The organism is Bacillus sp. ISL-77 (assembly GCF_018613105.1).
Map to the genome: position 1 here is coordinate 184,323 of NZ_JAGGQY010000051.1, position 25,502 is coordinate 209,824.

29 protein-coding genes, 2 pseudogenes and 2 riboswitches are annotated in these 25,502 nt (G+C 38.8%); of the genes and pseudogenes, 4 read left to right on the forward strand and 27 right to left on the reverse strand.

What is annotated here, in order from left to right:
• The 19 genes and pseudogenes from J7E77_RS21460 to J7E77_RS21550 all read right to left on the reverse strand — a co-directional run bounded on the left by J7E77_RS21460 (window position 1) and on the right by J7E77_RS21550 (window position 15,040).
• Complete coding sequence (locus J7E77_RS21460) at window positions 1-435, reverse strand: bifunctional adenosylcobinamide kinase/adenosylcobinamide-phosphate guanylyltransferase (RefSeq protein WP_214716896.1); 435 nt, start codon at window positions 433-435, stop codon at window positions 1-3.
• Window positions 387-986 (reverse strand): histidine phosphatase family protein, encoded by a 600-nt coding sequence (locus J7E77_RS21465; protein WP_308160732.1) that lies wholly within the window; start codon window positions 984-986, stop codon window positions 387-389. The genes J7E77_RS21460 and J7E77_RS21465 overlap by 49 nt, the downstream gene beginning before the upstream one ends.
• Window positions 956-1,744, reverse strand: a complete 789-nt coding sequence (gene cobS / locus J7E77_RS21470) for an adenosylcobinamide-GDP ribazoletransferase (RefSeq protein ID WP_214716898.1) — start codon at window positions 1,742-1,744, stop codon at window positions 956-958. The genes J7E77_RS21465 and cobS overlap by 31 nt, the downstream gene beginning before the upstream one ends.
• Window positions 1,741-3,249 carry a cobyric acid synthase gene (locus tag J7E77_RS21475; protein WP_214716899.1) on the reverse strand — a complete coding sequence of 503 codons (1,509 nt, stop codon included), beginning with the start codon at window positions 3,247-3,249 and terminating at the stop codon, window positions 1,741-1,743. Before J7E77_RS21475 ends, cobS begins: the two co-directional genes overlap by 4 nt.
• Window positions 3,246-3,818: a bifunctional adenosylcobinamide kinase/adenosylcobinamide-phosphate guanylyltransferase gene (locus J7E77_RS21480; protein WP_214716900.1), complete on the reverse strand. Its 573-nt coding sequence runs from the start codon at window positions 3,816-3,818 to the stop codon at window positions 3,246-3,248. The genes J7E77_RS21475 and J7E77_RS21480 overlap by 4 nt, the downstream gene beginning before the upstream one ends.
• Complete coding sequence (gene cobD / locus J7E77_RS21485; RefSeq protein ID WP_214716901.1) at window positions 3,800-4,876, reverse strand: threonine-phosphate decarboxylase CobD; 1,077 nt, start codon at window positions 4,874-4,876, stop codon at window positions 3,800-3,802. The genes J7E77_RS21480 and cobD overlap by 19 nt, the downstream gene beginning before the upstream one ends.
• Window positions 4,833-5,816 (reverse strand): adenosylcobinamide-phosphate synthase CbiB, encoded by a 984-nt coding sequence (gene cbiB, locus J7E77_RS21490; RefSeq protein ID WP_214716902.1) that lies wholly within the window; start codon window positions 5,814-5,816, stop codon window positions 4,833-4,835. Before cbiB ends, cobD begins: the two co-directional genes overlap by 44 nt.
• On the reverse strand, window positions 5,813-7,279 hold the full coding sequence (locus J7E77_RS21495) for a heme ABC transporter ATP-binding protein (RefSeq protein WP_214716903.1): 1,467 nt from the start codon (window positions 7,277-7,279) through the stop codon (window positions 5,813-5,815). Before J7E77_RS21495 ends, cbiB begins: the two co-directional genes overlap by 4 nt.
• 3 nt (window positions 7,280-7,282) lie before the next feature.
• Window positions 7,283-8,344 carry a FecCD family ABC transporter permease gene (locus J7E77_RS21500; protein ID WP_214716904.1) on the reverse strand — a complete coding sequence of 354 codons (1,062 nt, stop codon included), beginning with the start codon at window positions 8,342-8,344 and terminating at the stop codon, window positions 7,283-7,285.
• Window positions 8,310-9,275: an ABC transporter substrate-binding protein gene (locus tag J7E77_RS21505; RefSeq protein WP_214716905.1), complete on the reverse strand. Its 966-nt coding sequence runs from the start codon at window positions 9,273-9,275 to the stop codon at window positions 8,310-8,312. The genes J7E77_RS21500 and J7E77_RS21505 overlap by 35 nt, the downstream gene beginning before the upstream one ends.
• 193 nt (window positions 9,276-9,468) lie before the next feature.
• Window positions 9,469-9,660: riboswitch (cobalamin riboswitch) on the reverse strand.
• Between the two features lie 58 nt (window positions 9,661-9,718).
• Window positions 9,719-10,189, reverse strand: a complete 471-nt coding sequence (gene ribH, locus J7E77_RS21510) for a 6,7-dimethyl-8-ribityllumazine synthase (protein WP_214716906.1) — start codon at window positions 10,187-10,189, stop codon at window positions 9,719-9,721.
• 25 nt (window positions 10,190-10,214) lie between these two features.
• Window positions 10,215-10,838: pseudogene (ribB, locus tag J7E77_RS21515) on the reverse strand (3,4-dihydroxy-2-butanone-4-phosphate synthase); the annotation flags it as partial.
• Window positions 10,839-10,897: 59 nt separating this feature from the next.
• Window positions 10,898-11,557 (reverse strand): riboflavin synthase, encoded by a 660-nt coding sequence (ribE, locus tag J7E77_RS21520; protein WP_214716907.1) that lies wholly within the window; start codon window positions 11,555-11,557, stop codon window positions 10,898-10,900.
• A gap of 147 nt (window positions 11,558-11,704) precedes the next feature.
• Window positions 11,705-11,853, reverse strand: a riboswitch (FMN riboswitch).
• 308 nt (window positions 11,854-12,161) lie between these two features.
• Window positions 12,162-12,785 (reverse strand): replication-relaxation family protein, encoded by a 624-nt coding sequence (locus tag J7E77_RS30835; RefSeq protein WP_308160733.1) that lies wholly within the window; start codon window positions 12,783-12,785, stop codon window positions 12,162-12,164.
• Between the two features lie 415 nt (window positions 12,786-13,200).
• Window positions 13,201-13,932, reverse strand: a pseudogene (locus tag J7E77_RS31265) (FtsK/SpoIIIE domain-containing protein); the annotation flags it as partial.
• Window positions 13,933-14,087: 155 nt separating this feature from the next.
• Window positions 14,088-14,324 (reverse strand): hypothetical protein, encoded by a 237-nt coding sequence (locus J7E77_RS21535; RefSeq protein ID WP_214716910.1) that lies wholly within the window; start codon window positions 14,322-14,324, stop codon window positions 14,088-14,090.
• Window positions 14,275-14,466, reverse strand: a complete 192-nt coding sequence (locus J7E77_RS21540) for a hypothetical protein (RefSeq protein ID WP_214716911.1) — start codon at window positions 14,464-14,466, stop codon at window positions 14,275-14,277. The genes J7E77_RS21535 and J7E77_RS21540 overlap by 50 nt, the downstream gene beginning before the upstream one ends.
• Before the next feature lie 100 nt (window positions 14,467-14,566).
• On the reverse strand, window positions 14,567-14,782 hold the full coding sequence (locus tag J7E77_RS21545) for a hypothetical protein (protein ID WP_214716912.1): 216 nt from the start codon (window positions 14,780-14,782) through the stop codon (window positions 14,567-14,569).
• A 3-nt stretch (window positions 14,783-14,785) separates the two neighbouring features.
• A complete protein-coding gene (locus tag J7E77_RS21550; protein ID WP_214716913.1) occupies window positions 14,786-15,040 on the reverse strand; it encodes a hypothetical protein in 255 nt (84 codons plus the stop codon).
• 157 nt (window positions 15,041-15,197) lie between these two features.
• Between J7E77_RS21550 and J7E77_RS21555 the strand changes: the two genes are divergently transcribed.
• From J7E77_RS21555 to J7E77_RS21565, 3 genes are read left to right on the forward strand one after another with little or no spacing between them, the layout of a single operon-like run.
• A complete protein-coding gene (locus J7E77_RS21555) occupies window positions 15,198-15,401 on the forward strand; it encodes a helix-turn-helix transcriptional regulator (protein ID WP_214716914.1) in 204 nt (67 codons plus the stop codon).
• Between the two features lie 54 nt (window positions 15,402-15,455).
• Window positions 15,456-15,830 carry a hypothetical protein gene (locus J7E77_RS21560; protein ID WP_214716915.1) on the forward strand — a complete coding sequence of 125 codons (375 nt, stop codon included), beginning with the start codon at window positions 15,456-15,458 and terminating at the stop codon, window positions 15,828-15,830.
• A 24-nt stretch (window positions 15,831-15,854) separates the two neighbouring features.
• A complete protein-coding gene (locus tag J7E77_RS21565) occupies window positions 15,855-16,109 on the forward strand; it encodes a hypothetical protein (RefSeq protein ID WP_214716916.1) in 255 nt (84 codons plus the stop codon).
• A gap of 40 nt (window positions 16,110-16,149) precedes the next feature.
• On the opposite strand, the gene J7E77_RS21570 is transcribed toward J7E77_RS21565, so the two are convergent.
• The 4 genes from J7E77_RS21570 to J7E77_RS21585 all read right to left on the reverse strand — a co-directional run bounded on the left by J7E77_RS21570 (window position 16,150) and on the right by J7E77_RS21585 (window position 19,255).
• Window positions 16,150-17,163 (reverse strand): peptidoglycan-binding protein, encoded by a 1,014-nt coding sequence (locus J7E77_RS21570; RefSeq protein WP_214716917.1) that lies wholly within the window; start codon window positions 17,161-17,163, stop codon window positions 16,150-16,152.
• Window positions 17,163-17,528, reverse strand: a complete 366-nt coding sequence (locus J7E77_RS21575) for a phage holin family protein (RefSeq protein ID WP_251028140.1) — start codon at window positions 17,526-17,528, stop codon at window positions 17,163-17,165. Before J7E77_RS21575 ends, J7E77_RS21570 begins: the two co-directional genes overlap by 1 nt.
• 886 nt (window positions 17,529-18,414) lie before the next feature.
• Window positions 18,415-18,825, reverse strand: coding sequence for a hypothetical protein (locus tag J7E77_RS21580; RefSeq protein ID WP_214716918.1), 411 nt, complete (start codon window positions 18,823-18,825; stop codon window positions 18,415-18,417).
• Complete coding sequence (locus J7E77_RS21585; RefSeq protein ID WP_214716919.1) at window positions 18,815-19,255, reverse strand: hypothetical protein; 441 nt, start codon at window positions 19,253-19,255, stop codon at window positions 18,815-18,817. Before J7E77_RS21585 ends, J7E77_RS21580 begins: the two co-directional genes overlap by 11 nt.
• Window positions 19,256-19,546: 291 nt before the next feature.
• On the opposite strand from J7E77_RS21585, the gene J7E77_RS21590 reads away from it, so the two are divergent.
• Window positions 19,547-20,590, forward strand: a complete 1,044-nt coding sequence (locus J7E77_RS21590; protein ID WP_214716920.1) for an acyltransferase family protein — start codon at window positions 19,547-19,549, stop codon at window positions 20,588-20,590.
• 104 nt (window positions 20,591-20,694) lie between these two features.
• On the opposite strand, the gene J7E77_RS21595 is transcribed toward J7E77_RS21590, so the two are convergent.
• From J7E77_RS21595 to J7E77_RS21610, 4 genes are read right to left on the reverse strand one after another with little or no spacing between them, the layout of a single operon-like run.
• Window positions 20,695-23,496, reverse strand: coding sequence for a BppU family phage baseplate upper protein (locus J7E77_RS21595; RefSeq protein WP_374102994.1), 2,802 nt, complete (start codon window positions 23,494-23,496; stop codon window positions 20,695-20,697).
• Between the two features lie 47 nt (window positions 23,497-23,543).
• The gene (locus J7E77_RS21600) at window positions 23,544-23,738 is read right to left on the reverse strand and encodes a hypothetical protein (protein WP_214716922.1); all 195 of its coding nucleotides are present in this window, start codon (window positions 23,736-23,738) and stop codon (window positions 23,544-23,546) included.
• A gap of 13 nt (window positions 23,739-23,751) precedes the next feature.
• Complete coding sequence (locus tag J7E77_RS21605) at window positions 23,752-24,243, reverse strand: hypothetical protein (protein WP_214716923.1); 492 nt, start codon at window positions 24,241-24,243, stop codon at window positions 23,752-23,754.
• Between the two features lie 2 nt (window positions 24,244-24,245).
• Window positions 24,246-25,499, reverse strand: coding sequence for a phage tail spike protein (locus tag J7E77_RS21610; protein WP_214716924.1), 1,254 nt, complete (start codon window positions 25,497-25,499; stop codon window positions 24,246-24,248).
• Window positions 25,500-25,502: the final 3 nt, after the last annotated feature.

Genomic DNA, 25,502 nt, shown 5'->3' on the forward strand with positions numbered 1-25,502 from the left:
TTACTTAATCGTTTGATTTAATCCATACCAAATGACGTCTACCTTAGCTGATTTTGCGGCGATATCTTGATAGGCCCATCCTGTTACATCCCGCCACAGTCTATTTTCTACTTCCAATGGCACAATTCCTTTTGTAATATCAGTCCCAATCACAATTAATTGGCGATGTAGAGCTTCCTGCTCCCAATAAAGCCAATTCTCGAGACATTTATTCCAAATCTCTCGACACTTGTCGGCATCATATGTCAAAGTTAAATCTTTCAACCATATTTCTACACCCTCAAGGATCATCTCATCCTTGCCAAAATCAATTAAATTTATCGGGAGAAAATGGTTATCATAAGCTGAGACCCACTGTTTATTCTCGTAAACAGTGTAGGTATTCTTTACCCAAGCCCGTTTGCCGTTAAAGGCACCTCCAATAATAAAGTGCACCGCGTCCCCCTCCTTAAAGATTCTTTTTCAAATATGAGTTCGAACCCCTGATCATGATTAACCTGCCACTCCCAAAATTCTTTTTGGTGTGGGGCAAATTTTGATAAAAGAAATCTGATGACTCCCCCATGAGTAATTACTGCTGCGTTCTGCAAACTTGAATCGAGAATCTCTCCAATCATCCTAGCCCAGCCAGCATCAACTCTCTCGGTGAACTTATCAAATGATTCACCGTCGGGCGGACAATGCGTAACAGGATCTGCCAGCCATTGCCGATAGAGTCTATTTTCTTTCAAGTCTTCGTACGTATTCCCTTCCCATTGACCGAAATTCATTTCTCGTAATTCTTTTAATAGGTATAGACTAGAGTTTGGAAATAATATTTCCGCTGTATCAGTACACCTTTGCAAATCACTTGAAAAATAGCGCTGATAGCTTTTTGTCACCGATTTACTTATTGATTCCGGACATAACGGCGAATCGTTCCACCCTAGATAGGCTTTTCGTCTATTTTCTTCTGTTACACCATGACGAAATAATGCAATAACCACACGGTCATCCACAGGATTAACTCAGTCCCTTCAACAGCTGCACCTAAGACATCCCCCGTTATACCGCCAAACCAATTCACAGCTTTCCGACGAAAAAGGAATAAACAGCAGGCTGCAGCTAAAATCAATAAACCTATTAAGAAGATTTCTTTTATAAATAAACTAACCAGAATTAGAACACCAACTAAATAAATTGGATACGGCCAAAGGGCCTGCGGTTTCGCCGCATTCTGGAATAACGTGCCCAGCCCCTCATCCTTGGCTGACTTTACCGTTAACAACAGAACACCCATGACAGTTTTACTTAAAAAAGGAATGACTGCAATCATAATAAATAGTACGTTTTCGACCTTCGCTAAACTCTCATACATAAATAGAAACCGACAGCTTAATAAAACAAGAATGGAGAGAACACCAAAAGCGCCCGTTCTTGGATCCTTCATAATTTCCAGCCTTTTCCCTTGATCTTGATAGGAAAAATAAGCGTCACTTACATCCATCCAGCCATCCAGATGAATTCCTCCGGTCAGGAGAATCGTTACCAGCCAAAGCAAGAATGCACAAGCAAGATGGGAAAACGGAGTAAACTCAAGACACAGATAAAATACCGCTGAATAAATGATCCCTTGTATTAATCCAACGAGCGGGAAGGCTTGAACTGCCTTTTTAAGATGGTCTTTATCCATTGGTAACTCGAGTGTGATAGGGATTGCTGTAAAGAATTGAATATTAATCAAGAAACCTTTCAAGAACTTCATGTTTTTGAACCCCATTGATTGATAATCTTTTTAATCAGATCCCATTTTAGATGACTTTTCATTTCGTCAGCGATAGAATCAAATCTTTTGTCTTTAAACTCGCTAATTGAATGGATTTCTTCAGCAGGGAGTCCTTTCCTTGTCCGAATCATGTTTAACCAGTGATTTCTCCACTCATCATTTTGAAATAGATGGTGAAGGTACGTTCCAATGATTTGACCGTTATTTGCGTAATAGCCTTCTTCTTCCCCGTTTGCTAATGTTAAAAACGGACAGACCTCTTTAGAAAATATCGTCTTTCCTAAATGGATTTCATACCCTACGATTGGCTGGTGAATTGGTAATTCTATCCCTTTGTGATACTGGGCAGTGACTCGATTTGTTTCCTTTTCTTTATAAAAAGTAGTAGCAGCAGGAATCACTCCTAACCCCTTCACCTTGTAGTTCGGTATCCCAGTGTCGGAACCAACTTCATCAATCATTTCTTCACCAAGGATTTGATACCCTCCACAAATCCCAACAATATAACCGCCATTTGCTACGTAGTTTCGGACTAAGATATCTAACTGTTTATCTCTTAAATTGTTCAAGTCGCTAATCGTACTTTTTGTACCAGGAAGGATAACTGCGTCTGGCTGTCCAAACTCACTCGCATGATTGACCAAACGGAGCGAAACACCTTTTTCAAATAAAAATGGTTCAAGATCACTGTAATTTGAAATAAACGGCAGGTGGATGACAGCAATATCAATTGTCCCTTCATTCCGATTAGAAAATTGGCTGCGAATCGATAATGAGTCCTCACCATCAATCATATGATTTTCCACAAACGGCAATACACCCAATACAGGAATGCCTGTTTTCTTTTCCAGCCACTGAACTCCATCTTCAAATAAGGTAATATCACCGCGGAATTTATTGATAATCACACCGACAACACGCTGTCTTTCATTAGGCTCCAAAAGATCAAGAGTACCAACAATGCTAGCAAATACTCCACCGCGGTCAATATCGGCTACCAGCACAACTGGTACCTCCGCCAATTCGGCTACCTTCATATTGACCAACTCGCGGTCCTTTAAATTTATTTCAACCGGGCTGCCTGCTCCCTCCATCACCACTACATCATATTCATCGGCAAGCTGGTGTAGAGATTTCTTAATTACCTCTACTCCTTTTTCATAAAAATGATCCCGATATCCTCGTCCCGAAAGGGTTTCGATCGCTTTTCCTAGATAAACAATTTCTGCATGCCGATCTGACCTTGGCTTTAATAGAATAGGGTTCATCCAAACGGTTGGCTCCACTCTAGCTGCTTCCGCCTGAATCCCTTGTGCTCTGCCAATTTCTTTACCGTCTTGTGTCACGTACGAGTTATTGGACATGTTTTGCGATTTAAATGGGGCGACCTTTACTCCCTCATTGGCAAGTATTCGGCACATCGCCGTTACGATTAGACTTTTGCCCACATCTGAAGCCGTACCCTGAATCATGATTCCTTTCATTGCGTTACTCCCTTCATTACGATAGGAATCCCTGCCTCTACTAAAAACACTAACTCCGCTTCCTTGACTAAATATTGATGGATTTGGCCCAGCAAGCGGCCATAGGTAAACACCAGATCATTTCCAAGTAACGGCTCGTTTAATACTTCATTACTGACGACAATTATTGTCCGAGCATGATTTTTTATCGAAGTAATCCCTGTGATCACATTTTCTTTGACCTTTTCTAAAAAACGTTCATCCCATACTTGCTCAGAAGAAAACAATTCATTATTTAATAGAGTTGTGACACAATCCAACAAAACAATATCCTTATCATGAAAGTCAACAGCAATTTTCCCAATTTGAACTGACTGTTCATACGTTTTCCACCGGTAATTCGCTGAATCTCGATCGCGTTGGTGTTTTTCAATTCGTGCCTTCATTTCTGAGTCAGAAGGAAAGCCGGTTGCCAGATAGTTAAGTTGGCAGCCTGTCTTACGAGCGATCTCTACTGCTTTCCTCTCAGCAAAGCCGCTCTTCCCACTTCTTACTCCGCCTGTTATGAAGATTAATGATGATGACGCCATTTCGCCAACACTTCCATTAGTTGATTATTTTCTTGATTACTTTTTATGGCAAACCGAAGCCATCTTCCCTCTAAACCAGGAAAGTTAAAGGTATGCCTTGGAATGATGCCTTGATGTAGAAGGAACTCAAACAACGCAAACTGATCTCTCAAATGCGGATCCTTCAATAAATAGAAATTCACGTTGGAAGACGAAACCACAAATTCTTCCTGTGTAAAAAAGGCAAACAGCCTTTTCCGCTCATGACTAATATATGCCTGTGTCTCTTTAATAAAAAATTCATTTTGCAGACAAAGTTCCCCTGCTAATAACGCAATGGTATTAGTACTCCAATGTGATTGCAACTGGCTAAGGCCCGAAACAATCGCTGGCTGAGCGATTAAATATCCCAAGCGTATTCCTGGAATCGCAAACATCTTTGTCAGTGAGCGAATAATAATTAAATTTGAAAACTTGTTTATGTATGGAACCAATGATTCATATTCTATTAAAAAATCAAAAAATGCTTCATCCAAGATGACAAGGCAATCCCGCTTTTCACATTCCTCTATGATCGAAATAATCGTAGAGGCCGGATAGTAAATACCTGTTGGATTGTTTGGATTACACAAAAACAAAGCATCTGCATCCATCAAATTCGAGTGTAAATTGACCGAATTCAATTCAAAATTGGGCTCCACTAGTTGATGGTAGACAATTTCACATTTGTTTGCCCGACATGCTTGTTCATATTCCGAAAATGTTGGTTCCACAATAACTACTTTTTTGCCGGCAAGCATACGGGCAAGCAGCGTAATAAGCTCTGCTCCTCCATTTCCAATTAGGATTGTATCGATCGGGGTCTGCTGCGATTTTGCAATCCTTTCCTTCAGCTGTGTTGCATAAGGATCTGGATAAACATTAATTTCTTGAAAAAAATCCGGCCATTTTTCTTTCAAAGTAGATGGCGGGCCAAGTGGATTGATATTTGCGCTAAAATCAATATACTGCAACGGGAGTGCAAGGCCCATTGCCTCATATAAATATTGAGGATTCGAGCCATGTGACGGCCAATTCAAGGACCATTCCCCCTATCCATAAAAATAATAAAAATAAAAAGACCGTTTTGCTAAGAATTTGATTGGCCTTGATGATATGTTCCGTTTGGATGGACTGAATGGGTTCACCCATTTTTGCCCGGTTCGATATCAATCCTTTATAATAATTGATTCCGCCAAGCTGTATCCCTAAAATAGCTGCGACAGCCGCTTCACCCCAGCCGCTGTTTGGGCTCGGATGCTTTTTCGCATCACGGAATAAAATCGTCCAAGCTTTTCTATAAGGCATCCTTACGGGACGTTTTCCTATCAGCATGATGATCCCAGTTAATCGACTTGGAACCCAGCTCATCACATCATCCCATTTTGCAGACGCCCAGCCAAACTCTTTATATCTAGCGTTCATGTGGCCCACCATCGAATCACATGTATTGGTTGCGCGATAAACCATCGCCAGCGGGGCTCCGCCAATCAGTGCCCAAAACAAGGGGGCCGTCACCCCATCACTAGTATTTTCGGCCACAGTCTCAATCGTGCCGCGAGCGATTTCACTCTCATCCAAGGAATCTGTATCACGGCCAACAATATAGGATAGTTTTTTCCTAGCTTCAGGAAGGTCCCCTTCTATTAATGGACGATAGACTTCTAGAGAAGCCACCTTCAAGCTTTTTTGAGCAATGGTTGTAGAAATAATCATACCTTCCACTAAAATTCCAACAAAAGGATGAATCCAATATCCTATTAAAACTAATAACAAAACGACGAAAAAAACTAAGAGTAAGATAAAAAGGAGCATGGCCACCCCTTTCCACCGCTTAGACTTACCATTATTCCAACGTTTTTCAAGAAATGTTATCATCGTTCCAATCCATCTTACAGGGTGGGGCCAATCGGGTGGATCCCCAATAAACAGGTCAATAATATAGGCAACTGTGATTGAGATTAAATGATGAACGATCATTTGCATTTTCTCTTGCTGGATTTTTGAATCGCTTCGATCGTGCACTGATAAACTGCCTTGCTAATAAGCTTGCCTAACGGGGTAATCGTTCCCGCAAATTCTAATACTTCACCTGTTTGAGTAGCAGCAATTAAGATACTATCTGTCGATGTACCGGTGGCGATCGTTCCGGTGACTTCATCGATTACCTTTAGATCATTCAATGCCTTAACCTTCGCTTCAGTTGCGGTCATGATGCATTGTATGAAAGCTTCCTCTGTCAACTCACCGTTCACAAAAATCCATGTATTAATCGTACCAGGTATCATATCAAATGAATGCAGCTCACTTTTCGAAGCATCAATTGCATTTCCCACCCCAGCTGTCACAACAGCAAATACCGAGAAGCTATTATGTTCAAACCGCTTGTAAACTACATCTTCGAGGACAACTGCGGTCATCATGCCAACAGTTTCCGACGGTTCAAACCCGTTTGATTTTAAAAATGAGGTCATTTCTATACGATAGTCACTACAGCTGTAATCCTTGTGAACATGGCGGTTCACAAATGTTTGGTGCCATCCCGTTCCCGAACCAATCACCCCAGATGACATTGTCCTTAATGGCATGGGGGATGTTAACTCGATAAATTCTTCTGAAATATTCAGCATCGACTCATCTAGGTCAAAATCGACAACTTCGTGATTCACTTTTGGCAGTAAAACCATCTGCGGTGCAGCGACTTTAGGATGGGGATGTTTTTGAATGTCTGTATGATACACATCTCTTATTCGATCTTCCCGCAGCACCTCATTAGGAATATGATCAATATTTATCCTGCCATTTTCGAGAAGGAGCAATCGATCACAATAAAGCCCGGCAAGGTTTAAATCGTGAAAAATGGAGATGACTGTTAATCCATTTTCTGACGTCCATTGTTTTAAGAAATCTAACAATTCCTTTTGATACGACAAATCCAAATGGTTAGTGGGTTCATCTAACAATAGTATTTCAGGCTCTTGGGCCAAAGCTTGGGCGAGAAATACTCTTTGTTTTTCACCGCCTGATAATTCCTGAATATTTTTATTTTGGAATCTGGAAACACCAATTTGCTTCATTACTCGTTGGACAACCTCTTCATCGGCTTTACTCCAGGTTTGAAACAACCCCTTTTGATGTGCATAACGGCCAAGCGAGACGGTCTCTTTTACGGTGTATGAGAAAGATTGTGATGAATGTTGTGAAAGAACGGCAATAATTTGGGCCAGCTGTTTTGCTTTGTATTCCTGCAGCCGTTTCCGATTGATAAAAATCTCACCCTTTTGGATTGGTAAAATTCCACTAAGCATTTTTAAAAGGGTTGTCTTTCCACTTCCATTCGGCCCCAATATCCCGAATAATTCTCCCTTTTCCACATCAAAAGAAATGTCTTTCAGAACCGCTTCACTCGAGTATCCACCGGAAATCTGTTGAACACTAAGCATCCTTTAACCACTTCTTTCCGTTCTTTTTCTTTGGAGCAGGATTATTGCAAATACCGGTGCACCAATTAAAGCCGTGATGACACCAATGGGTAATTCTGTAGGAGATATGATTGTTCTTGAAATTAGGTCAGCTAAGATTAAAAAACCGCTTCCTGTTATGATTGATAACGGAAGGAGGTGCCGGTGATCGGGACCCCATAATAATCTTGATAAATGTGGAATCACTAGCCCGACAAAACCAATGGTACCTGACACCGCAACTGCCGCTCCTGTTAAAATAGAGCCAGCTGTTAAAATAATTAGCTTTCTTTTTTGAACATTGACCCCTAAATGCTGTGCCCGCTCTTCACCAAACGACATGGCGTTTAGTTCCTTTGCATTAAAAATCAGCAGGCCTGAGCCAATGATAAAAAATGGCAAAATGATCTTTATGTACTCCCAGCCTCTCATCGATACACTTCCTAATAGCCAGCCAATAATTTGCCTCAACTCATCTCCAGTAAGCGCAATCATCAGCGAAATAATTGCCCCTAAGAAGGAGCTAAAAATTATCCCTGTTAAAATAATCGTTTCCACTCTCATCGAACGCTCTATTTTACTGGCGAAAGTAAGGACTAAAAAGATGGTTAAAAAGGAAAATAAAATACTTAGCAATGGTAATGTGAAGGAACCAATAAAAGGAATAGATAGATGGAAAAACAGTGTCAACACCGCTCCAACTGACGCCCCGGAGGATACACCCAATGTATAAGGATCTGCTAACGGATTTCTTAGCAGACCTTGGAAGACTGCCCCTGCAATAGCAAGAGAAGCCCCGACAAGACCAGATAAAATCACTCTAGGTAAGCGAATGTTAAGGACAATACTTGAATACATAGGGTCAATTGTCTCCAATGAAATAACCCCAAATAATTTAGCACTGATAATCTTAATAATTGTTAAGATTGGAACCGAAACTGTTCCAATTGAAATCCCTAATAAAAAAGCTAGAACAAGGAACATTCCAGCTATTATATAGGCTAAATATTTATTATTTAAAAATCTCAGGATAGACAGCCTTTGCAAGATCTTCTACTCCTTCAACGATCCGAGGGCCTGAGCGAGTCACGCGATCAGAATCCACATCGACTACATGCTTATTTTTTACAGCGTTGACCGTTTCCCAGCCCTTTCTAGTTAAAACTTGTTCCGCCGGATTTTTGACATAGTATCCATAGGTAGTCAGGATTACATCTGGATTGCGTTTAATCATCGCCTCTTGATCAATTTTAATCCAGCCTTCTTGATCATTTGCGATGTTTTCCGCATTAATTATATTTAGCATTTGATCCATAAAGGTATTCTTGCCAGGTGTATAAATTTCTGGAGCGGGTGAAACTTCAACTAATACCTTTTTCTTTTCTTTTATTTCCCCAGCCTTTGCTTTAATTTCGGCCAATTTATCCTTCATCCCTTTAATCATCTCATCGGCTTTCGCTGTTTCACCGGTAGCTTTCCCAATCATATCAATGGAATCATAAACTTGGTCAAAATTTTGCGCATCATTAACAACCAAAACGGTAATTCCAGCATCTTTAAGCTGCTGAAGCCCTGCTTCAGAATTATGAGCGGACGATGCATGTGCTAGCACTAAATCTGGTTTTAAGGAAATGATTTTTTCTAAGTTTATTTCCTGTCCGCCGATTTTTTCTTTTTTCGTCGCTGCTTCCGGATAATTATCGAAATCAGACACTCCCACCACTTCTTTGTCAAGTCCTAATGCAAATGCAATTTCTGTATTACTTGGAATTAGTGAAACGATCTTTTCAGGTTTCTTTTCGATGATAACTTTAGTTTTGGCAGCATCAGTAAGTGTAACTGGATAGGTTATTTCCGCTGTTTTCTTTTCTACACTAGTTTTATTTTCTTCGTTAACTTCGTCTTTCTTTTCAGCACATCCTGCTAAAACTCCTACTGTCAATAATACTACTAACAGCAATGAATACAATTTTTTCATTTTTCTCCCTGCTTTCTGTGTAATTACCTTATGTAACAAAAAATAATTCCTCTTGTGCTAAACACAATTGCTTGGATAACAACAAAAAAACATCTCCACACTGTTAATGGAGATGTTGGTATGATTAGATTCAATTACTAGTGAAAAGTAAAAGGAGTCTAGCCTTCAACACCTTCCTATCCTCGTAGGTTTATTGGCGCACAAGAATTAGGCAGGTTTCCTGGCTCATGATCATCGCTTCCTATGCCTTCCCATCGAATTCGACAGTGGCACCATATAGGTTGCTCTCATTTACAGTGGCGGGACCGCGTTGGCTTATACCAAACTTCCCTTTTAAGCTGAAAATCTTTCGTAAAGATTTAGCACCTAATTTTTAAAAATATTTTTTGTTAAATTCATTATAGAAAAGGTGGAATGATTTGTATATGTTTTTTGCAATAATTTTATAGTTCAATCGTTCTGCATAAATTTGCCATTTCAATAGCTGCCGATGCTGCGTCCCAACCTTTATTACCTGCTTTTGTTCCGGCACGCTCAATCGCTTGTTCAATAGAATCCGTGGTTAACACTCCAAAAATGACCGGAATGCCACTACTTAAATTAATTGCGGAAACCCCTTTTGCCACTTCATTACAAACAAAGTCAAAATGTGGAGTAGAGCCGCGAATGACTGTGCCGAGCGTGATAACTGCATCATATTTTTTGCTATTAGCCATTTTTTGGGCAATTAATGAAATCTCAAATGCACCTGGTACCCAGGCAATATCTACGTCTGTCTCACTGACGCCATGTCTTTTAAGTGCATCCTGTGCACCGCCTAATAATTTACTTGTAATGAATTCATTAAAACGTCCAACCACGATTCCAACTTTTAATCCTGAGCCAACTAAATTTCCTTCAAAAATATTACCCATGAGTATGCCTCCTAAATTTGTTTTAAACTTCCCGCTTAACTAAGTTTTCCTTGTTGTTTCGGTATTCTACTAAATCTTTAATCGTTATCATTTTAATGTTTAGCTTATCAGCAATTTTACGCAGTTGGGGGACACGTGCCATCGTGCCATCGTCATTCATGATTTCACAAATGACACCAGCAGGCTTGGCACCGCATAAAATTGCAAGGTCTACAGCTGCTTCTGTATGCCCCGTTCTGCTCAAGACTCCGCCTTTTTTAGCAATTAGCGGAAACATATGCCCTGGTCTTAAAAAATCAGATGCTTTTGATTCCGGGTCAACCATACTCAACACCGTTGCTGAACGTTCAAATGCAGAAATGCCAGTGGTAGAAAATTTATGGTCAATGCTTACGGTAAAAGCTGTTCGATTTGGATCCGTGTTCTTGGAAACCATTGGATGTAAGTCGAGCTTTTGAGCTAATGCCTCGTCAATGGGAACACAGATTAGACCTCTTCCGTGAGTGGCCATAAGATTTATAACCTCAGGCGTTGCTTTTTCAGCAAGAGAAATAAAGTCCCCTTCATTTTCCCTGTTCTCATCATCGCAGGCAATAACAACCTTTCCTTCTTTTAAATCAGCAAGAGCTTCGTCAATCGTATTAAACACGCCACATCTCTCCTTTCAAAATTACAAACCAATTAAAACTAGACTTTTCCAACCATCATTTAATTAAAGCCATTGTCTGCTAAAAATTGTGCCGTTATCCCTGTCTTACGCTTTTGCGCTGTATCACTTGAAAGGTTTTTGATAAAATGTCCAACGTATTTACCAATCATATCGCATTCTAGATTAACGATATCCCCTGACCCTTTTAGTCCCAAAATCGTTTCCGATAATGTATGGGGGATGATCGATAGTGTAAAACTATTTTCTGTTACCGCAAAAACAGTCAAACTTGTCCCATCTACCGTGATAGAGCCTCTTAAGATGACATATTTTAATAATTCCTGCTCCGCTTCAATCTCATAGTAGACCGCATTTTCGAAGGACTGTTTACTTTTAATTATGCCTGTTCCATCGATATGTCCTGAGACAAAATGGCCGCCAAACCTTCCACCTGCTGCCATCGCCCGCTCAAGATTTACTTTGGAACCTCGCTTTACCATATTTAAACTTGAAGCTTTGACCGTTTCGGGCATAACATCTACCGTGAACAGCTTTCCCGTAAAGGATGTCACCGTTAGACATACCCCGTTGACCGCAATACTGTCGCCAAGGTGAACATCATTTAGTATTTTCTTTGCTTCAATGGCTAACACAAACGACTCCCCAGTCCGCTGGATGTTCGCGACTACCCCAATTTCTTCAATAATTCCAGTAAACATAATTTCCTTCTCCTTACTAGGTTCCACTTAAATTCTTACGCTAAAATGAAAAGGACCCTGAAGACAATAAGTCCTCAGGGTCCTGTAAAAGACAATAGAAAATAAAGGGTTAAAAATAGGTACACTACACCCTACAATTAATCCTGTCTTTTCCTTCTCCCATCCAGACTTTAACTGTCGGCTCTGGAGTTTCACCAGATCCACCGTTTAACAATAATATGTTAAACGGGTCACGGACTAAGAAGCATCGCTTCATCACCGCCGGTTAGGAATTTCACCTGACCCCGAAGGCGACCGTATCTTAACCGATGCGGTCGTTTATTTATACAATTAATTTTATATTACTTCAGGATAGTGAATCTTGCAAATAAAATTGCTCACTACTGGACGCCTTATATCATACTCCTTTTTCCTGGGGAGGCTCGTGGTCTGTGCGACTATGGCGATTTTTAATTAACTATTCTTTTTGGGTCTGCAGCAGTTACATAATTTTCTCTTTTGCTTCTTAACTATAAAAGCACCTGGCTTTCTGTGCACACCGCATTTTGTACATTGGATGTAAACCTCTTCATTAACCAAAAGTTTTAACATGTTTTGTTCCTCCTCATTTGGTATCTTCTTTGGTATAAACACGACAGTTTACTTTATAGTACTTGCATATTTCTTTTAATTTTTCTTGGCGCAAAGGGGTCATAGTATAAAAAACCAAAGTAGGAGCTTGATTGAATTGTTTTTCCATTAGGGGATTTAATTTTGAGTATAATTCAATTTTCTTTTTGTTATCCGACATAGATTGGGTTCGATCTACTTCTAGGAAATAATAATTCCCCTTCAAGGTAAATGTTGCATCAGGAATTAACACATGATTTTTTAGACCCTCCTGGAAGGTAATTTGTTCCTCTATCCTCCAATCTCTTGGACAATAATAGTAAAGCCACATATCATTTCTCATCAAATGGTGGTCTATTTGTAGGCTCCATTTCGCCTCCATCTCGCTTCCGACTAATTCCCTTCCTCTTGCGTTTAGGTAGTAAATGTTCCTGCCCTCGTGTGTTCTTATTTGTAGGTACTCTTTCATCTCGTTTAGGATTTTTAGTGCGTTTCTGTCGGTCCCTAGTTTGTGTTTTAGCTGTATCTGCTCCCTTGTGGCGAACTTCATCACTTCCAAACTTAACAAGATCTCCTCCTGTCGTAATTTCTTCCTCTCTGTTTGTGTTAAATTCTTCATACCTACTCAACCTTTCCCACATTTCTTTATCTTCCAGCAAAGGCACTTGCATTTCCTTTAATTCATGTGTCTTGTATAAAGCTCTCCCTTTAATATCTGATGACAATCCCTCTGCTCCACGTTCATCTATGGCAACTTCTGAGGCATATCCAGACGGTAACCGGAATGTTATCTTACCATCCGAGTTTTGTTTAATGGAGCGGGGGAGAGTGTCTGAGGTCGGGTATTGCGTGCAGTAGACCTCCCGATAACCTAACCCACCGCCAATTCGCGTAATCTCACCAAGCAACCACTGGCACGCTCCAAGAAGGTCTTTCTCCTCTTTCTTCATCCACTTCTCAGGAGCTAATTGTGCTGCTTCGTCCACAATGATAAATCGTCGTTTCTTAATCGGAGTATTACCAATGTTAGTCCAGTATTTGGATTTAAATAACCTGTAATCCTCCTGTAGTTGTTCCTGTAGTTTTTGAAGAAGTTGAAAGGTCTCCAGGGGATTACTCGCAACACCCTTCACCTGTTTTAATCTTTCGTATCTACCGAACTCTAACCCTCCTTTTAAATCGATGATAAAAATCTCAACGTCGTCTGGATGGTGTTCAATGAGATAGGTCACCAATACTTTTAGAAAAACGGTTTTTCCAAAACGGGTTGTTCCTGCTACTGTCATATGCGGAATTTTCTCAAAGTCGTGCCATATGGTTGTTTCCAGTGTCCGACCTAAAGGAATGAGCCATCCTTCTACAGTAGGAACTTTCTTATAAGGATATAGAGATGGGATATCTTTATTGAATACACTTATGGTTAGATATTTTCTCAGATCATCCCTTATTACCCTCCGAAATTCCACAATCACAGGTCGGTTTAGTCCATCTGTAAAGAACCCAACACTCTTTTCCATATCCGCTATTTTCGTGGCTGGCAGACCTAACGGAATCATGTACAGATACCGCATTCCGATTTCATCCTCGCCCTCCATAATGGGAAATTTCTTCTTATATTTTGGTGTTTGAAGTTCCCCCTTTTTATTCGGGATACCATACCGTGTATTCTCAAAAATGGTACGAATTTTCTTTTTATCGTTCACATTCCCTTTTGGTATAAACGCAGCTCCTACCATCAAAACAGGAATTACCGCCCATTCAAGCATTTCACATCACCTCGCGCCAAATTGGGGAGGAGGCTGAATACGACGTAGGAGTATTGGGAAGGGACCCAATAGTTTCACGGAAACAGCACACCTTAGTACAAACTAAAACCCTTATTACTATAAGCATCCGAACAAACCGAGGAAATTTCTCTACCTCAACCAACTAATAGCACCATCTTAAGGCACAGCATTACAAACCCAAATCCCATACCCCCATATGCCACCCACCGTACTAACGATTCATTGATCGTTACTCCGAACTTTTCTAGAGCAATCAGTACTAGAAAAGTCGTACCTAAGCCTAGAAAAAAAGTAAGCCCTCCATCTACAGCAGACAAAACCTTATAGCTTGGAGCTAAAAACAACTTTAGGGGAATGACTTCGTAAGCCAAACTGATCAATCTCCTTCCAAAAGTCTTTCATTTCCAATTCAATCCGACTATCATCTTTTTCTTTCTGTTCATACCCTTTAATCCATCCAATGCAATAACCTGCATACACTCCGCAGCTGATACCTAAAGCTGTAATAAACATAATTAATTATCTCCTCTCATGGCCCAGCAATAATCACAAATATCTTTATCGTTGGTAAACAAATACTCGCTTCGCTCCTGGTTACAATCTTCACACGTTTTCATTTGTTATGAATCCCATCCCAGCCAATCACCACATCCCCATAAACCCCTCTGAATTTACAAATATATTGAGAATCGTCGTACCAGTAAGTAGAACATGAATAAAGCTTATATGGCTCATAATCCTTCTGAAAGGTTTCTAAAAATGAATCCCAACCATCTTCCTTAACTTTTTGTTTGGCGTTGTCATGAGACATGATTAAATCTAAACCCATCTGCTAGCCCTCCCAGTAGTGATTAATGATTTTGGTCTCAATATTTTTGTAATAGCCAACCCTTGTAGCGTCAAATTGGTACATGTGATCTAAAATAAGTTCATGCTGCTCTTTTGTTTTGGCAAACCCTAATAACCCATTTAGATCATCTACGCCGTATAAACACCACGCCTTTTCTAATTCTCCGAATGGATCACGTTGATCTTTTGCTTCTTTATAGCCCTCAAAAACCGACCGAACAATATCATTGAATCTCATCCGTATCCCCCTTTCATCGTTCTATGGTCTATTCATATGCCCATAATTATTGGAACTTGCCTGTACCTAAACATTTTTGATAACTTTTTTTATCATTTTTTTTAACAGGAGTTAGCGATTATGTGTTGAATTGGTAATAGCAAGAAGGTGATAATAATTGTTTACTAACAAGATTGAATATTTGGCCAAGCTTAAAGGGGTTAAACATAATTACTTAGCAAAAGAATGTGGAGTTTCGATACAAACTTTTTCTCGCTGGGCGAATAATAAAACGCAGCCAGATTTAGAAAAAGCGTTTATATTGGCGAAAATATTACAATGTAAAATGGATGATCTAGTTGAAATTATTGAGGATGAGTGAAACCGAGAGTACTAGAAAACGTAGTATTAGATATTAATTAAAGGGGGATTTACTGTGAAAGAACGTATTGAAAAAATATTAAATGTGGTTGGTTGGATATTTATGGTCGGGGGATTACTTTTAGGGTTAATCGCTTATGTAGGAATTGATAAGGAGCCATATAAGGACGCAAAAGCGATATACGAGGATATACCTGATAATGAGATAGCTCAAGCATCTTATCAGGTGGCACTAAATATTTATAATGTCCAATTTACTTATGCGATGTCGATTTTATTCGGGGGCGTAGTTATCGGGTTGTTATTCATCGGTTTTGCCCGGGTTATTGAACTCTTGAAGGAGAAAAATGAAAGGGATTATAAAACAGCCCAGTTAATAAACAGAATAGATACGAGTTTAGCCGAGCTGAGAGATAGTAACCACTTTTAAAAACTGGGGGTAGTGAAGAAGAGAATGAACGTATCAATTGAGATCCATTACAAATCCGACGGCAGCAGAGCCTTGCAAAAAGGCTCATTCCAGCTGAGAGGTAGCACCCCTGAGAAAGTTGCATTAGAATTCTGGAAACAGATCCAGAAGGTAATGTCTCACCGGGCAGAATTAGAAAAAGTTATTGTGAATGGGGACCAGGACATCACCCAACTGGTAAAGGACCTAGAAAGAGATATAATCCGAAAGATTATGAACGAGGATAATTTGCCTTTTTAAATGGAAAAAGCCCCTCTCAACCGAGAAGGGCTTTTAAACTTTAATATCCTTTAGATTTAAGAACTGCTTGTAATTTTTTACGAGTATTTGGTCCGTAAACTCCATCGACTTCATATGGCAGGTAAACCTTTTGGAAACGTTTAACGGCGTCCTCGGTTCCATCACAGTAAATCCCGTCTACATTTCCACAATTAAAATAAACAGCATTTAATGCTCTTTGCATCTGTTTAACCTCATTGCCTTTACTTCCTGGCTTTAAGATACCATTGGGAACTGGAAATCTGTAAAGTTCTTGTGGCTTCTTAGGTTCTTCTGGTTTGCGAGTAAATACATTTTTCGCATTGCCTAATTTTATTTTTTGCCCCACTTTAAGTTTTGTCGGATCCACATCTGGATTTGCTGTAATCAGATCCTCAACTATCACTCCCTGAGCCCCATCTCGGCCGGCAATGCTCCAGAAAGTGTCACCTTCTTGGATTGTGTACATTCCTGGCAGTGAATCTGGAATCGGATTTGCTGTCACTGGTGCAGTATCTTTGTAAGCAGTAGCAGCATGATAATCATAAACACAACATTCTTTCCAGCTGTATCCTGGCATTTCTCTGTGAGACTTGTCCTCGTTTCCTATGCCATCCTTAACAAGAGCGAAATGAAGCTCGGAGATGGATTTCAAAGTGGCCTCATCCAGCTTTTCTGATCTGTAATCACCCGCCACACAGATTCCCAGTGAAAACCTGTTGCTGTTTCCTACATGATAGGAACTGACTCCGGGATCATGGGCCCACACGATTCTGGATCGGTTCTTTCCATCTACACCTTTGACCAAATTCTTTGGCTCAATGATAAAATGATATCCTACTCCCGGCCAGCCCAGGCTTACATGATAATTAGCAAAAGCCTCAGCCGTTGAACCGGATAGCTCTTTTTTTGTTAGAGAGTGATGCCATACCCGGACAGTTTTGGTAGACACTCCATAATTTTTGTATTCTCCAATTTCTTTGAGCCCTTCTCTCTTGTCCACTAACTGAGGTAATTTTTCAAAAGCATACACCATTATTTTCCCTCTCCCTTATCAAAACTTTTTAATTTATCGCTAACCTCTTTTGGTAGATCAACTTCAATAGCCTTCAAATTTTCGGTGATGCTGCCACCTTCTTTGTAAATGAATAAAGCTAATGTAAAGCCAGTTAGGTAGTAGTTGAGCCCAAATACATAGTCGATAGCCAGGACAAAAACTATTCCGACTAACTCTCCGATCCAACGAATAATCCCATCACGCATGACACGAGATTGATATTTTACAACCCCTTTCCACGTTTTCAACAATCCGGAAACGAAATCCAACACCTTCACTAGAAAATAAAAAAGTAGCATTGTTACAATTATTTTTGGCAGGAATGCAAGTACGTGAAAATCCATTAACATCTTCCTCTCGATTTTAAATTTCAAAATAAAAAGAGCCCTGGTAAGGACTCTACATGACATGATGTCTTTTAAATGCTTGCTGTTTTCGTTATTCCGATACGCTTGAATAAACTAAAGTTGTTGATGGATTGCTTTGTCCCATCAGATTATTGAATATAAAAAAGAGCCTTCAGAATGATCTGGAAGCTCTTTTTTAATTTTTATTCATCATTTACATAAAATTTACATAAACTTCACATACTATAAATACACCTAAGAATTTCCTCCATATTAGGTAAGGAGATGGATGAAATATCCCTCTCCTTTTTTATTTATCATTTACGGCGTCTTTTTCTCCTCATGTTCAATATATCCAAAAGTGTTGATAAATCAGCATTTCTAACCACTTTTAGAGAAGAGTAGATAAAAAGACGACATAAATATTTTTCTATAACTCCATGTTTGTCCATAGCTATCTAAGACAACCCTTCATAATATACAGTACCTCAATAAATTATATTATTCATTTACACAAGCACTTTCTTAAAGCGTCATTTAGACGTTTTTTCTTTTTTATTTAAAGAGAGGGTAATTGAACAATTTTCACTCTAATACTGAGACTTTTCACAATTGGCACTACTCTTGTCCCATTCAAATTAACATTTCCCTAATATAATATTACTAGTTCAAATAGATTGGAGGTGAAAACCATGAAAAACCGACAAAAAGATCCTAATTCAATTACTAACGTTGTGTTTTTCATAATAGCTATTATTATAATTGGAGCGTCTCTATTCCGATAGTAGGGTATAGTTTTCAATTTAATACGACAAAAGCGCTCATAATCATGAGCGCTTCTTCCGGATCTCCTCTAGATGGTCTTACTAAGAAATCGTGTCCATCATCTGAAACTTGGAAATAAAGCCAAAATAGCAGCTATTGTACCTACAATGGCTAAACCAGTTCCGACTATCCACTTAATATTTTCTTTTCTTTCAGTAGAAATATCTATTTTTTGCTGAAGAAACATTCTTTCCATTTTCTGTTCGAGAGTGTTAAACTTTCCATCAATGCTTGTATTTAAATTAGTAATCTCGCCCTTTATTTCGGTTTTAAGGTTTTCTAATTTCAAATTTGTTTTTTCTTCTAAATGGTTAAGATCCCTTTGGGTGACTTGTTCATTCTCATTCATTCTTGACACCCTTTCGTCAGTATTTGTTTCAACATTTCTATTTGTGCTCGGATTAGGTCTATTAGCAGATCCAGAACCAGTTAAATTGGACAATAATACTACATTTTCTCTATTGACCATTTATATCACCTCTTGGTATCTGGAATACGCCAAATTTACCTATCTTTTTTACATCTCCGTTAATTATTACATTATATGTGTGTTCCCCCTCTGATTGAAAAGGAACATCATATAATTTAAAGTTAATAAAACGAGGTTTTAACTCTTTTGGGATATGATTATCTTCTATATTTTGACCCGCTGGAACTACCATTTCACCTGTATCAATTACTAATTCATTTTCTTTACCAATGATAAATCTTAAACTACATCCTTCATTTTCCTCTAAGCCAATCAACATAATGTTGACTATAAAAGTGAAAGGTCCTGGCACATTGACTGGTGCTATGTTCGGCTGAGGAGATTCTATAACATAACCTAACAATGAATCAATGCCCACCTTGTTATACGCATCTAAGGAAAAAACTACATAACTAACTTCAATTGACATAATATCCTCCTACTATATTAAATTAAAATTTGATATAATAGGGATAAGCAAATCACCTATTATATCAAGAACCTACAGGGTAGCAGCCCTTATGTAGGTTCTTTTTCTTTTCCTCAATTTTACATCTTTTTTGCAAACAAAAAAAGACTAGCTTTCACCAGCCTCAGTTAAGACGCACTTTCTTCCAATCGAGACATAAGACCCGATATAATAAGTAATGTTTTTATAGGCAAACACCCCCCGAGTTTGGTAAACTATCACCTGTACAATAAATCGAAAGGACTAGGTAGAATGTCTAAAAAAAGAGAAACATGGATTGACATTGCAAAAGGTTTAGGTATTATTCTGGTTGTTATTGGTCATTCTGGAAACGAGTTTGCTCACCATTACTTTTTTTGGTTCCACATGCCTTTATTTTTCATTCTGAGTGGACATACCTTCAAAACACTCAAAAACAAGAGTGAACTTTTAAAATGGATAAAAAAACGAATCATTCAATTAATCGTTCCTTACATGTCTTTTGGTTTAGTAATATTGATTGGTCTTAATCTAAAAAATATCGTAACAGCTAAATTTAGCATTTTAGACTTCATGAAAGGTATCTTCCGATTAGCATATGGAGGTCAAATCCTTTCAGGCGCTTTTGCTGTTTTTTGGTTTATTACTTGTTTGTTAGTAACGCAAGTTTTATTTGCATTAGTTACTTATTTCTTTAAATCAACAAAAACTCAACTTTTCATTATTGGAATATTTTACATTTTGGCTCACTTAGAAATAAAACTTTTACCTAAGCTTCATTTACCAGTTCCTTGGAACATAGATGTATTCCTAATAGCAATAGTATATTTTGCTATTGGTTTTTATTTAAATAAAAACTTCAATATAAAAATACTTTTTAAAGCACATAATGGAATTTTGGTTAATATGTTTTCAATTGTGCTCATATTAGCTGATTACAATGGTTTTTATTATTACAGTTTGGATATGAAATACCATCAATATACCCATATAATCCTTGATTTACTAATTCCAACTGTTATGACTATGTCCATTTGTATTATTAGCTTCTGGTTATCAAAAGTTCCTAAAACAAAGTTTTTAGCGAATTTAGGAATTACCTCATTACCCATCATGTATTTACATTTTCCTATTAACATCGAACTTGAAAAAATAATTGGAAATTATGGATGGTTTTTATTTTTAATAATTGGAGTTTCAATACCTGTATTAGTTAATGTATTATTTTTAGAGCGATTTACTATTACAAAAGCTTTATTCTTAGGTGATTTTTCTAAAACCATGTTAACTAAGACTAAAGTGAAAATATCAGCATAATTTATGGGAGGTAAAACCTCCCTTTTTATATTAATTCACCAATTGTTCCTAAGACAACTTTAGTAACTACTACAATCGGTATCCCAATATAGACCAAATGTGTATTATAAGCTTTTCATTTTCGCTTCAATAGGCGGTACATAGAATAGATTATAAGCTTCACCTGTAGGATGTGTTCCTGTGTCTGTATAAGTTGTTTTCATGTTGGTAATCCATGTATTCAGACCACCTTCGCTATATAGATCGACAACCGGTACACTCCATTTTTTACAGATATCTACAGCAGCATCGTGAAATGTTTTTTGTGTTGTGGCATCCCTTGAACTCATATTGTGAACACAAACAAAAATCAATTTCGATGCCATAAACGTAGTTTTAAGTGTATTTAGAATAGTTTCCAACCCACCACAAAAAGTTGTTTTATCCCACGTGTCAGTATAACCGCTTGTTTTTGAACCTAATGGCAATAAGTTAATATCGTTGGCGTATCCCTCTAGTAAAATATATTCAGGGATAACAGTAGGATGTTGTGCAATAAAATCAGATATTTGTTTTTGTACACACGACCTTGTTGGGTCAGTCGCTGTATAATCCCCAATAGTTGCCCCACTTATAGCATAGTTATAAACATTCATACTATTATTAGTTGCAATTAAATCAGCATAACCAACATCACCATTATAAGCCCCTCTTGCTATACTATCCCCTATATTTAATAAGATTTCACCATACAAAGGATTATTAGCGGTATCTACAGGATTACTTGTAGAATTAGAATTGGGGTAAATAACATCATAATAGAATGCTTCATATGTTGTAAGGGTTGAACCTTTTTCTATTTGCATAGAGTCTAAGTAACTATTGCTAAAGGATATACGGATAAAACCGTCTGCTGTAGGTGTAAATGTGTAATCCGAACTAGGGTTATTATCAATGAACTGAATTACATTTTTACTACTATCATATATAGCTAATTTTCTCAACATTTTACCTATATAACTTTGATTCGCCTTGATAGGGATAAAATCAGATGTGTAATAAGTTGTACCGTCTGTATTGATAGTTCCATTACTATTTAAGAAACCTGTATAAACAATAGCCTTATTAAATAAGTTCTTTCCTGATTTAAAATAATCATTTGCATTAAATTTATATCCCAAATTAACCAAATAGTTATTAAAATCAATGTTATTAATCGTAACAGCATTTAAAAAACTATCTTTATAATTCGTTAAATCTGTGGTTCCAGCGGCAAAATAAAGTCGACAATATCCATCACTTGTGAAAGTATAATCCTTGCTTACTGCGTAATTCAGTGTAGATGTTAATGTTTTTGTTGAATCCATCAAGTAAATACTAAGGTTAAGTCCACTTGGAGGGTTGGAAGGTAGTATATATTTTAAAACATCCCCTGTTTTCACCTTAATATAACCAGATTTTAAACGTGTATTACTTTGGGTGGTACCATCTTGACCCGTACTTCCGTTAATAGTTCCAAGTGTCAAATCAAATGCCTTCAACATGTTTGACATACTATTTACAATTCTATCGCTTAGGTTGGTCATAACAACGCCACCATCTGCTATTCCTGTACTTTGATAAGTTCCCCCAGCTGTCCATGCTAACCCATTCCAGTAATACCATTTCCCGTCAGGGTCAATGCCTTGAGTAGTAGTACTCATCGCACCCGTTGCACCAGTTGTTCCTGCAGAATAAGTAGAATCCGTTTTACTTCCAGTCGTTGTAGCAGTAAATGTAACGGTTGTTCCAGTACCTCCAGTTGTCCATCCACTAAAAGTTGTACCTCTGATTTTCGTTGCAACGGAAGTAGTGGTATCTGCGTCAACACCCTGAGTAGTTGTGGACATAGTACCTGTCGCACCTGTGCTACCCACAGAATAAGTTGCATCAGTTTTTACTCCAACACTTGTTGCTGTAAATGTAATTGTCGAACCTGTACCACCCGTAGTCCATCCAGTAAATGTTGTATTGCGAATTTTAGTTGCAACCAAATCTGTCGTGGTATCTGTAGTAGGGTCAACTGCAATAGTTGTTGCTACTCCATTAAGTGTAACTGTAACATTTCCTGCTGTTGTTGGTATGGCAGAAATCGTTAAACTGGCAACTTCTGCAACACCTGCGGTAACAGAAATATTTGTTGCTACTCCGTTTAGTGTAACAGTAACGTTTCCTGCCGATGTAGGTGCTGAGGTAATATTTAAACTGGCTACTTCTGCTACATTGCCTGTTACTAAATAATTGTTTGTATCCCCAGTTGGGAAAGCAGTTTGTAAAGCTGATACTGTCGTATAGACACCTTTTGGTGCTCCATTCGCCTTTTTGGTTATTTCATCGTCTACGTAAGTTATAGACGCTTTTTCCGCCAACTGCGTCGTATGAGTTGCAATGTCTGCCCTAGCTTGGGCGTCTACTCCGGTACCGTTTGTTTGCAAATCGTCTAGTATCGCCTGCGTGTCTGCGATGGCTTGCGTGATGGATTGCCATTCATTCGTGCTCTCCACTGTGTCATCGCTTAAAATCCCTTTTTTAGCTGTATACCTAAAATTACTCGTAACCGCCACTGTGTCGGTTCCGTAATAAACCATAACCTCTGCCTCATAATCACCTCTAACCACATACGCCTGCGTATTCAAGATAATTTCACAAGTGCCGTCTAATGGATCTACTATCGTTGCGTCTTGAAGAACAGTGGTTCTGTCTGGTTTTTTAATCGCTAATCGAACAGTGGCGCCCGTTAGGTCAAGAGGCTCACCATCTTGATTAATTAAAATACTAAGCTTTACTGTCTTTAAGTCATTCGTATTAATCGAAAAGGATGGATTTTGGACAGAAGCCATCGTATCTAGCAAGACATTATATATTTTTTCTTTTGCCAATTTTACCACCTGTCTTTCCTAAAAATAAAAAAAGAACCTTCTCAATGAGTGGTTCTTTACGCGTTTTCTAATGCTGCCAATCGTTCTTCTAAAGCGGCGAGTTTTGTATCCGTTTCAGCTGTCGAATACGCTCCACTTGTTGGGACCCATTCGTTTAAGGCTGCATTAAACTTTTTTAAAACACTGCCAGCTGGATCGGAAATATCCAACCATAAGACATTGGTATATAAATCATCTTCCCAGGTACTCATCACATCACCGCCATTACCATTCTAGGATGACACGAATTACGGCATCATTTGTGCCGGTAGTAGCCGAAACGTTATCGTCGTGCCCTACAACTTTATCGTCATAAATATATAACCGTTTGTTTGTTAACGTGTACGTGGTATCTGAAAGAGCAATAGGAATCGTAAATAGGTGTGATTTCCCATTCATAGCAGTTCCGTACCATTTCGGGATGACTTGTGTAACAAAATCATAGTCATTACTTCCTACACCGGGATCATAGTCAGACCAGCAAATAATCCAGCCATTCCGGCACTCGGAAAGTTTCTTTGTGGGGACAAGTGCGGACGCTGGTGGCCCTGGAGGATACCCCGCGCCTGTCCACAACACGTCTTGTGCGTATTCTTTAATTGTAGCAATCTCGGTGTCTAGTACATTTAGATTTTCATTGTACTCATTCCATGTTTGTAACTTTGTGTCGGTTGCTTGCCATTGTTTTAAAAGTAAATTAGGTGTAGGTGAACCCATCTTTACACCTCACTTTCCCAAGTTTGGTTTAAATCTTCATCCGCCCATGTAGTATTAACAAGTTGTGGCGGTTGAGTACCTTTGAATATTTGTTCGTTCACATCGTCCCACTGCGCTTCTTTATACAGGAGCTTCGACTGCAGCGCTCTCATATCTTTGGTGATATTGCTCTTCGCTATCTTAAAGTTACCAAGCGTACACTTATCGCGCGAAGGGTCGCTAAAGCACGTTTCCAAATATCTTACACGTGCATCTAAATACAGTGCTGGTGAAAATGACTCGTCTATCGCATACAAGGAGTCTCCAAGTCGCGTTTTTTCATGTTCCGCACCTGTCAATCTTTCAAGCAAGGCAACATCTAACTCATACGAAATCTTAGGAGTCTTCCGTTGTTGCAATGCGGACCACGTTTTATCTAGGAGAGTATTAGGATCTGTCGTGTCATACTGAAACACCCCAAATAAATGCTTACCCTTGATTCCATACCTTTGTTGTGCGGTAGAATCGCCCACCCAATCTTGATTCAACGGCTTTAGGTACGGGGTACTTTTCGATATGCTCTTAAACGTCGTGATAAGACCTTTTGCGTCTGCCTTGCCCACTCCGATCAAAGCCGTGACTAGATCGGACATATCGACTTTCCGACGGATAGAGCTGATATCCTTGTTATAAGTAAACCGCTTTTTAGTATCCGTTCCTCTTTTCGGCACAAGGTCGACATATCGTCCAACAATTTCGCCGTTTTGCATTTTTACACGAAAACTTAACTCGCCATTAAATCTATCGGATACGTACTGCAAGGCTGATAAAACGGTTTGATAGTCTTCGAAATAAAAGTTGTCAACCCCGAAGTACTCTGTGTCTCCGCGCACCCATCTCGTATCAGCCAGGACAATGTCAAGAATTTGATTGACGTTTTTCGACATGTGGGTAATGGGACGGAAAATATCATTCAATAACTCTAATCCTGCGTTTTCAGCGTAAATATATTTATCACTCGTAAACGAGTGCGCATCCTCGATTCGCATCACCGTAAACATAACAAGTTCACCATCTAGGTTTTTTCTGACAATAAAACCGCCCTCTACTACCTCATTTGCGTTAGGGTGGTTGGACGGAATGCGAAATTCATACGACGATGTCCCTGTATCCAGGTCTTCTTTCAAAAGGTCATCATAGTACGGACAGGATTCAGGGCTGCCGTTGTTGGTGAAGATGGCTTGTACTTTTTCATGACGATCAAGGAAAAATATCACGTC

Bases quoted from the DNA above. Each gene is read 5' to 3' on its own strand.
- cobS (WP_214716898.1), bottom strand. From the start codon at position 1,744: ATGAAGTTCTTGAAAGGTTTCTTGATTAATATTCAATTCTTTACAGCA.
- J7E77_RS21570 (WP_214716917.1), bottom strand. From the start codon at position 17,163: ATGGTGTATGCTTTTGAAAAATTACCTCAGTTAGTGGACAAGAGAGAA.
- J7E77_RS21550 (WP_214716913.1), bottom strand. From the start codon at position 15,040: ATGAGATTCAATGATATTGTTCGGTCGGTTTTTGAGGGCTATAAAGAA.
- J7E77_RS21480 (WP_214716900.1), bottom strand. From the start codon at position 3,818: ATGGCGTCATCATCATTAATCTTCATAACAGGCGGAGTAAGAAGTGGG.
- J7E77_RS21495 (WP_214716903.1), bottom strand. From the start codon at position 7,279: ATGCTTAGTGTTCAACAGATTTCCGGTGGATACTCGAGTGAAGCGGTT.
- J7E77_RS21565 (WP_214716916.1), top strand. From the start codon at position 15,855: ATGAACGTATCAATTGAGATCCATTACAAATCCGACGGCAGCAGAGCC.
- J7E77_RS21590 (WP_214716920.1), top strand. From the start codon at position 19,547: ATGTCTAAAAAAAGAGAAACATGGATTGACATTGCAAAAGGTTTAGGT.
- J7E77_RS21545 (WP_214716912.1), bottom strand. From the start codon at position 14,782: ATGGGTTTAGATTTAATCATGTCTCATGACAACGCCAAACAAAAAGTT.
- cbiB (WP_214716902.1), bottom strand. From the start codon at position 5,816: ATGATCGTTCATCATTTAATCTCAATCACAGTTGCCTATATTATTGAC.
- ribH (WP_214716906.1), bottom strand. From the start codon at position 10,189: ATGGGTAATATTTTTGAAGGAAATTTAGTTGGCTCAGGATTAAAAGTT.
- J7E77_RS21605 (WP_214716923.1), bottom strand. From the start codon at position 24,243: ATGGGTTCACCTACACCTAATTTACTTTTAAAACAATGGCAAGCAACC.
- J7E77_RS21540 (WP_214716911.1), bottom strand. From the start codon at position 14,466: ATGTTTATTACAGCTTTAGGTATCAGCTGCGGAGTGTATGCAGGTTAT.
- J7E77_RS21585 (WP_214716919.1), bottom strand. From the start codon at position 19,255: ATGTCAATTGAAGTTAGTTATGTAGTTTTTTCCTTAGATGCGTATAAC.
- J7E77_RS21475 (WP_214716899.1), bottom strand. From the start codon at position 3,249: ATGAAAGGAATCATGATTCAGGGTACGGCTTCAGATGTGGGCAAAAGT.
- J7E77_RS21600 (WP_214716922.1), bottom strand. From the start codon at position 23,738: ATGAGTACCTGGGAAGATGATTTATATACCAATGTCTTATGGTTGGAT.
- J7E77_RS21580 (WP_214716918.1), bottom strand. From the start codon at position 18,825: ATGGTCAATAGAGAAAATGTAGTATTATTGTCCAATTTAACTGGTTCT.
- J7E77_RS30835 (WP_308160733.1), bottom strand. From the start codon at position 12,785: ATGAAGAATTTAACACAAACAGAGAGGAAGAAATTACGACAGGAGGAG.
- J7E77_RS21575 (WP_251028140.1), bottom strand. From the start codon at position 17,528: ATGGATTTTCACGTACTTGCATTCCTGCCAAAAATAATTGTAACAATG.
- J7E77_RS21505 (WP_214716905.1), bottom strand. From the start codon at position 9,275: ATGAAAAAATTGTATTCATTGCTGTTAGTAGTATTATTGACAGTAGGA.
- ribE (WP_214716907.1), bottom strand. From the start codon at position 11,557: ATGTTTACTGGAATTATTGAAGAAATTGGGGTAGTCGCGAACATCCAG.